Origin of the sequence: Curtobacterium sp. YR515 (genome assembly GCF_900113095.1) — a bacterium.
Taxonomy (GTDB): domain Bacteria; phylum Actinomycetota; class Actinomycetes; order Actinomycetales; family Microbacteriaceae; genus Curtobacterium.
This window is the reverse complement of the sequence record NZ_FOOD01000001.1, coordinates 72,194-84,525: the sequence shown is the minus strand read 5'-3', so window position 1 is coordinate 84,525 and position 12,332 is coordinate 72,194. Positions and strand designations below refer to the sequence as shown.

Below are 12,332 nucleotides of genomic sequence, written 5' to 3'. Positions count from 1 at the left end.
CAGCCCGAGGGCGCCCGCGACCAGCAGGGCCAGCCGCTCGAGGGCACGCCCGAGCGCCCGATCATCCCGGACTGGGACGCGGCGGACGGGACGGCGACCGCCGGGGCCGCGCCGCGCCTCCAGGCAGAGGGGGAGCGCCTGCAGAAGGTGATCGCCGCTGCGGGCGTGGCATCTCGCCGCGTCGCGGAGAACCTGATCGTCGAGGGCCGCGTGACGGTCAACGGCGAGGTCGTCGACGCGCTCGGCCGGCGTGTCGATCCCGAGACCGACCAGATCGCGGTGGACGGCGTCCCGGTGCAGATCGACAGCTCGCGCCGCTACGTGCTGCTCAACAAGCCGACCGGCATGGTCTCGAGCCTGCAGGACGAGCGTGGACGTCGTGACCTCTCCGAGTACGTCGACCGGTACGAGGAGCGCCTGTTCAACGTCGGGCGGCTCGACACCGAGACGTCCGGGCTGCTCGTGCTGACGAACGACGGGGACCTCGCGCACGTCCTGGCGCACCCGTCGTTCGGGGTGACGAAGACGTACATCGCGAAGGTGCGCGGCAACGTGAACCCCGCGACGGTGCAGCGGTTGCTCGACGGTGTGGAGCTCGAGGACGGTCCGATCGCGGCCGACAAGGTCCGCCTGCTCGAGTCCTCGCGTGGGGAGTCGCTCGTCGAGATCACGCTGCACTCCGGTCGCAACCGGATCGTGCGCCGCATGCTCGACGAGGTCGACCACCCCGTCCTCGAACTGGTCCGGCGGTCGTTCGGGCCGCTGCACCTCGGGTCCCTGCCGATCGGCAAGACCCGGGAGCTGTCGACGGTCGAGCTCGGTTCGCTCCTCCGCATCGCCCGTGAGGCGAAGGGTTCTCCCCAGGCCTCGGACGGCGAAGAGTCCTCGGACTGACGATCGGTAGGCTTGCGGGGTGACCGACGCCACCACCCCGCTCGCCGAACCGGCCATCGACCGGCGGCTCCGGGGACCCGTGCGGATCGTCGGTGCGGGCCTGCTCGGCGCGTCCATCGGCCTGGCACTGCGTGAGAAGCGTGTCGAGGTCGTCCTCGACGACGTCTCGCCCGCAGCCCTGGCGCTCGCCGTCGACTACGGCGCCGGGCGTCGACCGGCTCCCGGTGACCGTCCGGAACTCGTGGTCGTGGCGGTTCCCCCGGACGTCGTGGCGGCGGTCGTCGAGCGTGAGCTCGCGGCGTTCCCCGATGCCGTGGTGACCGACGTGGCGAGCGTGAAGTCGGGGCCGCTCGCCTCGCTCCGGGCAGCCGGCGCCGACATCTCGCGCTACATCGGCTCGCACCCCATGGCGGGCCGCGAACGCAGCGGGCCGACCGCCGCGCGCGCCGATCTCTTCCTCGGACAGCCGTGGGTGATCGCCGGGCACGACGACATCACGTACCAGCGTGCCGCCGTGGTGGAAGACCTGGCGCTCGACGTCGGCGCGACCGTGGTCCCGATGGAACCGGAGTCGCACGACCTCGCGGTGGCGTACGTCTCGCACGCACCGCAGCTGGTGTCCACGCTGATGGCCTCCCGGCTGCGGGACGCCCCCGACGGCTCGCTCGGCCTCGCGGGCGGCGGCGTCCGCGACGTGACCCGCATCGCCGCGAGCGACCCGGGGTTGTGGGTGCAGATCATCGGTGCGAACGCGTCGCGCATCCGGCCGGTGCTCGCGGACCTCCGCGACGACCTCGACCGGGTGCTCGCCGCACTCGACGACCCGACCGCCCCCGGTTCGCCCCGCGCCCTCGCCGAGACCATCGCCGCGGGCAACCGCGGCGTCGAACGGCTGCCGGGCAAGCACGGCACCACGAAGCGCTTCGCCCAGGTGGTCGTCCTCGTCGACGACACCCCGGGCCAGATCGCCGCCCTCCTCACGTTCATCGGGGAGATCGGCATCAACCTCGAGGACATGCGCCTCGAGCACTCACCGGGCGCGCAGATCGGCATCGTCGAGGTGTCGGTCGTGCCCGAGCAGGAACAGCGACTCGTCGACGAACTCGAGGGTCGCGGATGGAGGATCGCAGCAGCATGGGCCTGAACAACGACGACTCCGGCGTGACCGGTGGACCCGACGGACCCGACACGGGGCTGCCCACGCCCGGCGACCAGCCCGGCCCGATCGGCGGCGCCGGCGGTGCGGGTGGCGGTCTCGACGGGCAGGGCGGCGGCGAGCCCGGTTCGACGCGCGACCCCCTGCCGGCCGGACTGCCGGACGGCGCCTTCGTCGCGAAGTTCGTGATCGCGGTCGACGGTCCCGCGGGCAGCGGCAAGTCGAGCGTGTCCCGTGCCGCGGCGCGCGCGCTCGGCTTCGGCTACCAGGACACCGGTGCCGCCTACCGTGCGCTCGCCTGGCACGCCCTGCAGCAGCAGGTCGACCTCGACGACGCCGCCGCGGTCCTGGCGAGCTGGGACACCTTCGACTACGAGATCGGCACCGACCCGGACGCCTACTTCGTCCAGGTGAACGGCACCGACGTCACCGACGCGATCCGCACGCCCGAGGTCACCGCCGCGGTCGCCCACATCGCGAAGCTGCCCGAGGTCCGGCAGCGGCTCGTGCAGCTCTTCCGGAACGTGATGCGCAAGGCCGAGGGCCGGGGCATCATCACCGAGGGGCGTGACATCACCACGGTCGTCGCGCCCGACGCCGAAGTCCGGATCCTCCTCACGGCCGACGAGTCCGTTAGAATGGCTCGGCGCTCGGCTGAGGTCACCACCCAGTCGGCCGCCGAGACCTCCGCCGCACTCGCTCGTCGCGACGCGGCGGACGCGAAGGTCGTCGACTTCATGAACGCCGCCGACGGCGTCACGACGCTCGACTCCACCGACCTCGACTTCGACCAGACCGTGCAAGCGGTCGTCGACCTGGCCCGCGCGACCGGGCACTGACCACCAGGGCCACGCGCGGCCACGCACTGACAACACGCGGCCGAAGGGTCGCCGGCAAGGACACCCACATGGCGCAGCTGGACAACCCAGAACACGACGACTTCCCCGAGTACGACGACGCCCTCGGCGAGCGGATCGCCGGGCTCGACGAAGCCGAGGCCGAGCAGCGGGCGAACGCGCTCCGCGCCGGGCTCGAGGACTACGAGCTCGACGAAGAGGACGTCGCCCTGCTCGAAGCCGGGCAGCTCGGCGAGGACGGCATCACGTACCTGCCGGCCTACCCGGTGCTCGCGATCGTCGGGCGACCGAACGTCGGCAAGTCGCAGCTGGTGAACCGCATCCTCGGTCGCCGCGAAGCCGTCGTGCAGGACACCCCCGGTGTCACGCGTGACCGCGTCGCCTACAAGGCGGAGTGGAACGACAAGCGCTTCACCCTCGTCGACACCGGCGGGTGGGAGCCCGACGCCAAGGGCATCAACGCCTCCGTCGCCGCCCAGGCCGAGGTCGCGATCGACCTCGCCGACGCGGTGCTCTTCGTCGTGGACGTCACGGTCGGCATCACCGCCACCGACGAGCACGTCGTGAAGATGCTCCGCGGCACCGACCGTCCGGTCATCGTCGTCGCGAACAAGTCGGACGACGACCGGCGCGACCTCGACGCCTACGAGCTCTGGAACCTCGGTCTGGGGCAGCCGTACCCGGTGTCGGCGCTGCACGGTCGTGGCGTCGCCGACCTCCTCGACCTCATCATCAAGACGCTCCCCGACACCTCGGCCGTCGCCAAGCAGGAGGTCGGCGGACCCCGTCGCGTCGCGATCCTCGGCCGTCCGAACGTCGGCAAGAGCTCGCTCCTGAACAAGGCCGCCGGCGAAGAGCGCGTCGTCGTCAACGAGCTGTCGGGGACGACCCGCGACCCGGTGGACGAGCAGATCGAGCTCGGCGGCCGTGTCTGGCGCTTCGTCGACACCGCCGGCATCCGCAAGCGCGTTCACCTGCAGCAGGGGGCCGACTTCTACGCCTCGCTCCGCACGACCGCGGCGCTCGAGAAGGCCGAGGTCGCCGTGGTCGTCCTCGACGTCACCGAGCCGATCTCCGTGCAGGACCTCCGCATCATCGACCTCGTCCTCGAGTCCGGTCGCGCGCTGGTGCTGGCCTACAACAAGTGGGACCTGCTCGACGACGACCGCCGCCGCTACCTCGAGCGCGAGATCGAGCAGGACCTCGCGCACGTGGCGTGGGCCCCGCGCGTCAACATCTCCGCACGCACCGGTCGCCACCTCGAGAAGCTCGTACCGGCGCTCGAGACCGCGCTCGACTCGTGGGACACCCGCATCCCGACGGGCAAGGTCAACGCCTTCATCGCCGAGCTCGTGCAGGAGCACCCGCACCCGGTCCGTGGTGGCAAGCAGCCCCGCATCCTGTTCGGGACCCAGGCGTCGAGCCAGCCGCCGACGTTCGTGCTGTTCACGACGGGCTTCCTCGACCCGCAGTACCGACGCTTCATCACGCGTCGACTGCGCGAGGTCTGGGGCTTCTCGGGCACGCCGATCAACGTCAACATGCGGGTGCGCGAGCGCCGCAAGCGCTGAGGTCGATCAGGAGATCCGACATGACGAGGGCGAGTCGACGATGGCTGTTCGCAGCGGTCGCTCTGCTCGCCCTCGTCGCGGTCCTGATCGCCTGGCGCGCCATCCAGACCGAGCGGGGCATCGACGCTGCGGAGCCGGTCGCGACGACGACCCCGCTCGCCGAACAGGGTCTGCAGGGCGGCACGCTCGTGTCCCCGTCGAACACGCTCGGCGCCCCGGTCCCCGAGCCCGCCACGGATGACCATGCCGACGGATCGCCCATCGACCCGTGGTGGCGGCGCGTCCCGCCGGTGGCCGGCGACCTCGTCCCGATCGCCCCGATCGACGGGATCGCCTCGGCAGACGACCGGTCCGCCTCGGGTCACGTCCGGATCGCGCGCGCCGGGGAGCACCTGCTCGTCAGGATCACGGACCTCCGGGTGGCGTCCTCGGACACGGAGCTGCCAGGCGTCCGGGTGGTGCTCTCCGAGGGCACGGTCGTCGGCGCGCGGCCCGGGCTCTGGACGGGGCACGAGGACGACGACGACCTCGGCACGATCCCGTCGGACGTGGGGACGATCACCTTCGACCTCGAGTCACCCCGCGGCATCCCGGACCCGGTGCGCTCGCTCGTCCTGCTGGACCCCGACTCCGGTGCGGTCCTCGGGGGAGCCGCGCTCCTGCCGACCGACTGAGGCGTCGCCGGTCTGGAGGCGCGGTGCCGGTTCGCGCCGCCGGACACGGCAGGGTGGTGCGGTGCCGGTTCGTGCCGCGGGACACGGCAGGGTGGTGCGCCGCCGGTTCGCGCCGCCGGATACGGCACCATGGGAGGGTGACGCAGCAGAACGCCGGGCTCGGTGCCCTCGCCGACCGCCTGTGGTGCCGTCTGCACCTCGACCGGCTGGCCGGCGGCCGCCAGGCGGACTACGTCATCCGCGAGGACATGCTCGACCACCCCGAGACCGTCCGCTCCTTCCGGTGGATCCGGTGGCTGCTCGTCGCCGAGACCGTGGTCGGCCTGACTGCGATCGTCGTGGCGATCCTCCTGACGAACGCCGGGCAGACGGTCCCGTGGGCGGTGTGGTTCCGTGCGACCGTCGTCCTGCTCATCACGCTGACGCTCTACGTGTTCGCGTGGCGGGCGCAGCTCGGGTACTACTGGGCGTACCAGCGGCTGCGGTTGTTCAGCCGGATCTTCCCGGTCGTGACGCTCGTGGTCGCGGCGATCCCGGGGCTCTACCCGTTCTGGATGGTCATCGAGCAGATCGTGTTCTCGCTGCTGATGATCGGCATGGGGGACGTGCTGACGACCGACCACATGCGGGCCGCGTTCCCGAAGCCGGCGCGACGCTCGGGGCCTGCGGCGGGCTGAGGGGGCGGCGGCGCACGGTGATGGCGCTGGCTGGTGCCGAGCCGATGCGACATCGTCGACGTCGTTCGACACCGGTCTTGTCGCTCGTTGCGGACGCGCACCGTTGCACGCGCGGGGGAGCGACTCAGTCGAGGTCGTACGACGTCGACGATGTCGTTCCGAGTCGGCCCGCCGCGCCGCCCGCTCCGCCCGCGCCGCTCGCGCCGCCTGCGCCGCCCGCAGCCCCCGCGGCCAGGCTCCCGAGCAGCGCCAACGCCCCCGCCGAGGGCGACCCCGGTTCGGCGTGGTGCAGCACGAGCAGCTGCCCGTCCGTCCCGCCGATGCCGAGCTTCTCCCGCCGGAGCTCGAGCTCGCCCACCTCCGGGTGCCACATCCGCACGGTGCCCCCGGCGAGCGGCCGGACGTCGTGCCGTGCCCACAGCCGACGGAAGTCCTCGCTGCCGAGCGACAGTTCGCCGACGAGCGAGGTGATCGCCGGATCGTCCACACGGGTCCCGATGGAGGACCGGAAGGCGGCCACCATGCCGCCCATCTGCTGCTCCCAGTCCGGGTAGCGCCCCTGCTCGGTGTGGCCGAGGAACATCGTGCGCAGTCGGTTCTCGCCGGCACGCATCCCCGGCGCCAACGCGGACGCGAGCCGGTTCGCGGCGAGCACGTCGAACGCACGGTTCTCGACGAAGGCGGGCAACCCGACGACGTCGAGCAACTGCAGCGTCCCGGTCGGGACCCGGTCGCTCCGGCCTCCCCGGGATCCCCTGGCCCGGTCGGGCGCAGCGGCACCCGACCCGGATGCGCTGGCCAGACCCCGCAGGTACGCGGTCGCCGTGGCGTCGAGGCCGAACACCCGTGCGATCGCGTCGAGCACCTGCCCCGACGGGTTCCGGTCACGCCCCTGTTCGAGACGGAGGTAGTAGTCCGCGCTGATCCCGGCGAGCGTCGCCACCTCCTCGCGGCGCAGCCCCGGCGTGCGTCGGACGCCGGTGACGCGCAGCCCGGCGTCCTCCGGGCGCACGAGCGCACGCCTCGCCCGGAGGTACTCGCCGAGGGTGTTGTCGCTCACCCCTCGATGCTACGGACCCGGCGCGGTCCGATCCTGGTCCCCGTGGTCCCAGGGTCGACGGGGACCTGTCCGTCCCGGCGGACCGGGAGCATCGTGGTGGACATGACCGACACCACACTCCCCGGCGGTTCCTTCCGCCTCGCCGACGACCTCGACCTCACCCGCGTCGGGTACGGTGCCATGCAGCTCGCGGGCCCCGGCGTCTTCGGGCCGCCCACCGACCGCGACGAGGCGATCCGCGTCCTCCGCACCGTCGTCGAGCTCGGGATCACCCACATCGACACGGCCGACTTCTACGGCCCGCACGTCACGAACGAGGTCATCCGCGAGGCCCTCCACCCGTACGCCGACGGCCTGCACATCGTGACGAAGGTCGGTGCCCGGCGTGACGCGGAGGGCGGTTGGCCGCACGCCCGCGAGCCGCACGAGCTCGTCGAACAGGTGCACGACAACCTGCGCAACCTCGGGCTCGGGCAGCTCGACGTGGTGAACCTCCGCGTCGGCGGGTTCGACGCCCCGGAGCCGGGCAGCCTCGCGCCGCAGTTCGAAGCCCTCGCCGAACTCCGGCAGCAGGGCCTCATCAAGCACCTCGGCCTGTCGACCGTGAACGCCGAACAGCTCGCCGAGGCGCAGTCGATCGCCCCCGTCGTCTGCGTGCAGAACTTCTACAACGTCGCCCGCCGCGAGGACGACGCGATGGTCGACAGCACGGCCGCGCAGGGCATCGCCTACGTGCCGTACTTCCCGCTCGGCGGCTTCTCGCCGCTGCAGTCCGGTGCACTCGACGCCGTCGCGGAGCGGCTCGGAGTGTCGCGGCTGACCGTGGCGCTGTCGTGGCTGCTCCAGCGCTCGCCGAACATGCTCCTCATCCCGGGGACCTCGTCCGTCGCGCACCTGCGCGACAACGTCGCGTCGGCGGGCTTCGCCCTGCCGTCCGACGCGCTCGCCGAGCTGGACGCGATCGGCGCCTGAACCGCACCCCGGCGGACTGGAGGCGCGGTGCCGGCCCGCACCGCGCCTCCGGTGTGCGACGATGACCGCCGGGGCGGCGCCCATCGGGGCGTCCGGGGGAGGTCCGACATGACAGCACGTTCGTCCGGCGACCGCACGATCGGCGGCGCGAGCAGCTGGTGGCTGGCTGCGCCCGGGGCCGTCGCACTGATCGCCGGCGTCGCACACGCGGTCGGCCTGGCGCGCGTGTTCACCGAGGGGTTCCCACCGTGGTGGGTGGTGACGGGGGTCGTCTCGCTCGCCGCGCTCCTCGCCACGGTGGTGGCCCTGTTCCGGGTGCCCGGGCCGCGTCCGGCGGTGGTCGTCGTCGCAGCGGCCGGGTCGTTCGTGGCCGGCGGGACGCTCCTGGTCGACGCGGCCGTCGTGGTCTTCCTGCAGTGGGTGGCCGACGGGCTGAGCAACCCGAACGGCTGACGACCGGCTCAGGCGACCGTGGCCAACGCGAACGGCAACACGGAGGACGCCCCCGCCCGCCGCAGTTCGCGCCCCGCCACGGTCATCGTCCACCGGCTGTCGACGAGGTCGTCCACGAGCAGCACCGGCCCCTCGTGCGACTGCAGCGCGGCCCCGAGCGCCGGATCGACCACGAACGTGTCCCACACCCCCGACAACCGGTAGGCGCTGTTCGTCGCACCGTCGCCGCGCGGCGTCCCACCGTTCCGACCGAGGGTGCCCAGGAACTGCAACCGCCCGACCGAGGACAGTGCCTGCGCGAGCGACCCGACGAGTTCGGGCCGTGACCGCGACGACATCGCGACGACCCCGGTCGGACGGGTCTCCCACGGCCAGTCCTTGAGTGCACGGACGCACCCGTCGACGAGCTCCCGCGAGATCGGGGCATCAGGGACCCCCGGTGCGAAGAGGGCACGGAGCGGCCCACCCCACCCGAGGTCGGTGAGCCGGGCAACGGCGCGTCCGGGCTGGACGAGCTCGTCGGCGCCGATCTTGCCGCGCACGGGGACGCCGAGCGACGACATGCCCGACGGCCACTGGGCGCGCGGGGCGATCTCGACCCCGACCTTGTCGAGCGCCGCGGCGGCACCCGAGGCGTCCGACGACGACACCGACGTCGGGTACCAGGCGTCGGTGCAGTTGTCGCAGCGACCGCACGGTTCGGCGGACGGGTCGTCGAGGTCCTGCTGCAGGAGCTGCATGCGGCACTGCGACGTGGACTCGTAGTCGAGCATCGAGGCGGCCTCGGCAGCGCGGGCTGCGGCGACCCGCTCGTAGCGGGGTGCGTCGTACTCCCACGGCTGCCCGGTGGCGACCCACCCGCCGGCGACGCGCTGGACGGCGCCGTCGACGTCGAGCACCTTGAGCAGGAGTTCGAGGGTGGAGCGCTTGATGTCGACCAGTCCCTCGAGGGCGACCGTCGACATCGCGGAGTCACGGGACAGCGCGTGCAGCACCGCGGACGCCCGGGACTCGGTCGGCATCGAGGCGCTCGCGAAGTACTGCCAGATCTCTTGGTCTTCACGCCCGGGCAGCAGGAGCACGTCGGCGTTGTCGGTGGCGCGACCGGCGCGACCGATCTGCTGGTAGTACGCCACGGGGGAGGACGGCGCCCCGACGTGGACGACGAAGCCCAGGTCCGGCTTGTCGAACCCCATCCCGAGCGCACTCGTCGCGACGAGGGCCTTCAGCTCGTTGCCCTTGAGCTGCTGCTCGAGCTGCTCGCGCTCGTCGGTGTCGGTGCGCCCGGTGTAGGCGCGGACCGCGTACCCGTTGTCGCGCAGGAGCCGGGCGATGTCCTCGGCCGCCGAGACGGTGAGCGTGTAGATGATGCCGCTGCCCGGCAGGTCGCCGAGGTGCGCGAGCAACCAGCCGAGCCGCTGTCGGGCATCGGGGAGCGACAGCACGCCGAGCCGCAGCGAGGCCCGCGCGAGGGACCCGCGGATCGTGAACACGGGGTCGTCGGGGCCGGCGGTCAGCTGCTCGGCGACGTCCTCGACCACGCGCTCGTTCGCCGTCGCGGTGGTGGCGAGGACGGGCACGCCGTGGGGGAGCGACCGGATGAGCTCGGCCAGCCGGCGGTAGTCCGGCCGGAAGTCGTGCCCCCAGTCGGAGATGCAGTGCGCCTCGTCGACGACGAGCATGCCCATGCGGGCGATGAGCGTCGGCAGCTGTTCGTCGCGGAACCTCGGGTTGTTGAGCCGCTCGGGGGAGACGAGCAGGACGTCCACCTCGTCGCGGGCGAGCGCCGCCTGCGTCTCACCCCACTCGTGCGCGTTCGCCGAGTTGATCGACACCGCACGCACCCCGGCCCGGGCAGCCGCGGCGACCTGGTCGCGCATGAGTGCGAGCAGCGGCGACACGAGCACGGTCGGGCCGCCCCCGCGTCGCCGGAGCAGCAGGGTCGCGAGGAAGTACACGGCGGACTTCCCCCACCCGGTGCGCTGCACCACGAGGGCGCGCTGCCGGTGCTCCACCAGCGCCGAGATCGCCTCGAGCTGCCCGGGGTGGAACACCGCGTCGGGCCGCCCGGTCAGGGCGTGCAGCGCCTCCTGCGCCTCCGCAGCGATCGCGGCGGACGGCGGAGCAGGTGGTGGGGCTACAGACATGACCCCATGCTGTCAGCACCGACCGACGAAACGTGGGTCGCGCCTCCAGTCTGTGGAGAACTGGCCGAGGCGATCCGCTACTGGTACGTGATCAGCGACGGTGTCGGCGCCACGTCCGCCATGGTCTGCTGCGGCGTCAGCATCGGCTGGTCCTCGTCGTAGAAGTTCTTCCATCCCCAGTGGATGCCCTCGGGCGCCCCGACGTGCAGCGCCTTCCACGTCGCCTGCTTGTCCGGCTGCGACCCCTGCCCGTCGACGTGCACGAGCATGTCGAGCTCCGGGTGCTGCTCGAGCGACGCGCGGTCCTGGATCATCGACAGCCGGAACTGGTGGAGCACGAACGCCTTCGGCGGCAGACCCTTCGCCTTCACGAGGTCCGCGAGCCACGAGGACACCTCGTTCACCTCGGACGCCTTCACACTGCCGATCTGTTTCAGCGGGACCTGGTCGTGCCCGAGCCGCCACTCGGGGTCGAGCGCCAGCCACACGCCCGGCTTCGACAGCAGGGACTCGTACCGCTTCGCCTGCGACAGGAAGTCCGCGCGCCCCGGTTGGAGGTCGAGGATCACGGGCATCCCGGCGTCGTGCGCAGCATCGACGTAGGGCTCGAGCGTCGACACGGGCAGCTCGGTCGAGTAGTCCCCGTCCGCGCCGGCGTCCCCGGCGGCGACGGTCGCGATGACCTCCATCGCGGGCGTGATCGGCACGTCGCCGAGCCCCTTGTAGGACGCCGCGACGGACTTCGCGCGCTGCACCGTCGCCGTCGGGTCCTGCTCGCCGAGGACGCCGAGCGCGGGCGCTCCCGGCGCACCGTAGAGCGCCACGTACCGGTGTCCGTCGAACGGCCGCTGACCGCCGTCGGGCAGCTGCCACCCGTTCTCGGCGGCGCGGACGGTCCACTCCGGGTCCGGCAGGTCGGCGAACGCCGCCCCCACCAGCACCGTCGGGTGGTCGCTCCGCTCGTGCAGTGCGGTCACGACGTCCGGCGCGGCCGCGGGGTCCGTCACACCGTCCGGCATCGTCACGACGCGGGCACCCGCCGCCTTCGCGGTCGCCACGGCTGCGGCGTCGGCGGTCGCGTCCGCCACGACGACGGTGGCCTGCCTGGAGGCGCGGCTCGGCTCCGGCGCGTCCCCGCCGTCCGGCGCGTCCTGCTCGGGGACGTCGGTGTCGATCGCGACGTCGCCGTCGGCCTGGTACCACCGGGCGCCGAGGCGCTCGAGTTCGTGCGCCGCCGGCGACCCGTCCTTCGCCGGCGACCCGTCCTTGCCCGGCGACTCGTGCCGTGCCGTCGACTCGTCCTTGCCGACGAGGAGGACCGGGACGTGGGCCGCCTCGGCGGCGCTCGCCGCGGACCGCACGGCGTCGGCGTCGTCGGCGGGCGCGACGACGGCTCCGGGAGCGGACGCGAACAGCGCGCGGCTCGTCCGGACGGACCGCTCGGCGGCGTCGGACTGGGCCGCGACCGACACGGACTCCGCCGTCGCCTTCGCGAGGGTCGGCCGGGGTGTCTCGGTCTGTGACCCGGTGCACCCGGCGGCTCCGAGCAGCAGGCCGGCTGCCGCGAGTGCGAGGAGGACACGGGAGGTGGGACCGGAACGCATCGGGCCACCCTACGAGCCGGGCGGCGAGGACCCTGGGAATCCGACGGGTGTCGTGTGGAGCCGCGACGCGCTGGACGACTCGCGCGGGACGACACCGCGTGGCGCGGGAGGGGTCCGGCGTCCGCTATGCTGGTCGGGTTGCTCCGCGCTCCGGTCGGACGCGGGCGACGTGGGTCCCTCGGGGCTCGCGGGCTGTGGCGCAGCTTGGTAGCGCACTTGACTGGGGGTCAAGGGGTCGCAGGTTCAAATCCTGTCAGCCCGACCGGA

General features: G+C 72.7%; 11 protein-coding genes and 1 tRNA gene. 9 read left to right on the top strand and 3 right to left on the bottom strand.

The genetic code is table 11. From position 1 onward, the window contains the following. Nucleotides 1–138: 138 nt before the first annotated feature. From BM028_RS18705 to BM028_RS00395, 6 genes are all read left to right on the top strand, one after another. The gene (locus BM028_RS18705; protein WP_070419123.1) at nt 139–894 is read left to right on the top strand and encodes a pseudouridine synthase; all 756 of its coding nucleotides are present in this window, start codon (nt 139–141) and stop codon (nt 892–894) included. A gap of 19 nt (nt 895–913) precedes the next feature. Continuing rightward, nucleotides 914–2,038, top strand: a complete 1,125-nt coding sequence (locus BM028_RS00415; RefSeq protein WP_175495946.1) for a prephenate dehydrogenase — start codon at nt 914–916, stop codon at nt 2,036–2,038. Between the two features lie 167 nt (nt 2,039–2,205). Beyond that, entirely contained in the window at nt 2,206–2,889 is a 684-nt protein-coding gene (gene cmk / locus BM028_RS00410) for a (d)CMP kinase (protein WP_267484435.1), read from the top strand. Nucleotides 2,890–2,957: 68 nt separating this feature from the next. Further along, nucleotides 2,958–4,478, top strand: a complete 1,521-nt coding sequence (gene der, locus BM028_RS00405; RefSeq protein WP_071295441.1) for a ribosome biogenesis GTPase Der — start codon at nt 2,958–2,960, stop codon at nt 4,476–4,478. A 20-nt stretch (nt 4,479–4,498) separates the two neighbouring features. Continuing rightward, nucleotides 4,499–5,152 carry a hypothetical protein gene (locus BM028_RS00400; protein WP_092383932.1) on the top strand — a complete coding sequence of 218 codons (654 nt, stop codon included), beginning with the start codon at nt 4,499–4,501 and terminating at the stop codon, nt 5,150–5,152. A gap of 137 nt (nt 5,153–5,289) precedes the next feature. Further along, entirely contained in the window at nt 5,290–5,829 is a 540-nt protein-coding gene (locus BM028_RS00395; RefSeq protein WP_092383930.1) for a hypothetical protein, read from the top strand. A gap of 124 nt (nt 5,830–5,953) precedes the next feature. Here BM028_RS00395 and BM028_RS00390 read toward each other — a convergent pair whose 3' ends face one another. Next, nucleotides 5,954–6,889 (bottom strand): helix-turn-helix domain-containing protein, encoded by a 936-nt coding sequence (locus tag BM028_RS00390; RefSeq protein WP_092383928.1) that lies wholly within the window; start codon nt 6,887–6,889, stop codon nt 5,954–5,956. 102 nt (nt 6,890–6,991) lie between these two features. On the opposite strand from BM028_RS00390, the gene BM028_RS00385 reads away from it, so the two are divergent. Further along, nucleotides 6,992–7,861 (top strand): oxidoreductase, encoded by an 870-nt coding sequence (locus tag BM028_RS00385; protein WP_092383926.1) that lies wholly within the window; start codon nt 6,992–6,994, stop codon nt 7,859–7,861. Nucleotides 7,862–7,969: 108 nt separating this feature from the next. After that, nucleotides 7,970–8,314, top strand: a complete 345-nt coding sequence (locus BM028_RS00380) for an MAPEG family protein (RefSeq protein WP_092383924.1) — start codon at nt 7,970–7,972, stop codon at nt 8,312–8,314. A gap of 8 nt (nt 8,315–8,322) precedes the next feature. Here BM028_RS00380 and BM028_RS00375 read toward each other — a convergent pair whose 3' ends face one another. Beyond that, on the bottom strand, nt 8,323–10,461 hold the full coding sequence (locus BM028_RS00375; protein WP_217647210.1) for a RecQ family ATP-dependent DNA helicase: 2,139 nt from the start codon (nt 10,459–10,461) through the stop codon (nt 8,323–8,325). A 77-nt stretch (nt 10,462–10,538) separates the two neighbouring features. Beyond that, complete coding sequence (locus tag BM028_RS00370) at nt 10,539–12,065, bottom strand: hypothetical protein (RefSeq protein ID WP_092383920.1); 1,527 nt, start codon at nt 12,063–12,065, stop codon at nt 10,539–10,541. A 188-nt stretch (nt 12,066–12,253) separates the two neighbouring features. Between BM028_RS00370 and BM028_RS00365 the strand changes: the two genes are divergently transcribed. Next, nucleotides 12,254–12,327: transfer RNA gene (locus tag BM028_RS00365), tRNA-Pro, on the top strand. The last annotated feature ends 5 nt before the right edge of the window (nt 12,328–12,332 follow it).

What these genes read in the sequence shown, in the direction of transcription:
- der (WP_071295441.1), top strand. Translation starts at nt 2,958, where the DNA reads ATGGCGCAGCTGGACAACCCAGAACACGACGACTTCCCCGAGTACGAC.
- BM028_RS00400 (WP_092383932.1), top strand. Translation starts at nt 4,499, where the DNA reads ATGACGAGGGCGAGTCGACGATGGCTGTTCGCAGCGGTCGCTCTGCTC.
- BM028_RS00385 (WP_092383926.1), top strand. Translation starts at nt 6,992, where the DNA reads ATGACCGACACCACACTCCCCGGCGGTTCCTTCCGCCTCGCCGACGAC.
- BM028_RS00380 (WP_092383924.1), top strand. Translation starts at nt 7,970, where the DNA reads ATGACAGCACGTTCGTCCGGCGACCGCACGATCGGCGGCGCGAGCAGC.
- BM028_RS00375 (WP_217647210.1), bottom strand. Translation starts at nt 10,461, where the DNA reads ATGTCTGTAGCCCCACCACCTGCTCCGCCGTCCGCCGCGATCGCTGCG.
- BM028_RS00370 (WP_092383920.1), bottom strand. Translation starts at nt 12,065, where the DNA reads ATGCGTTCCGGTCCCACCTCCCGTGTCCTCCTCGCACTCGCGGCAGCC.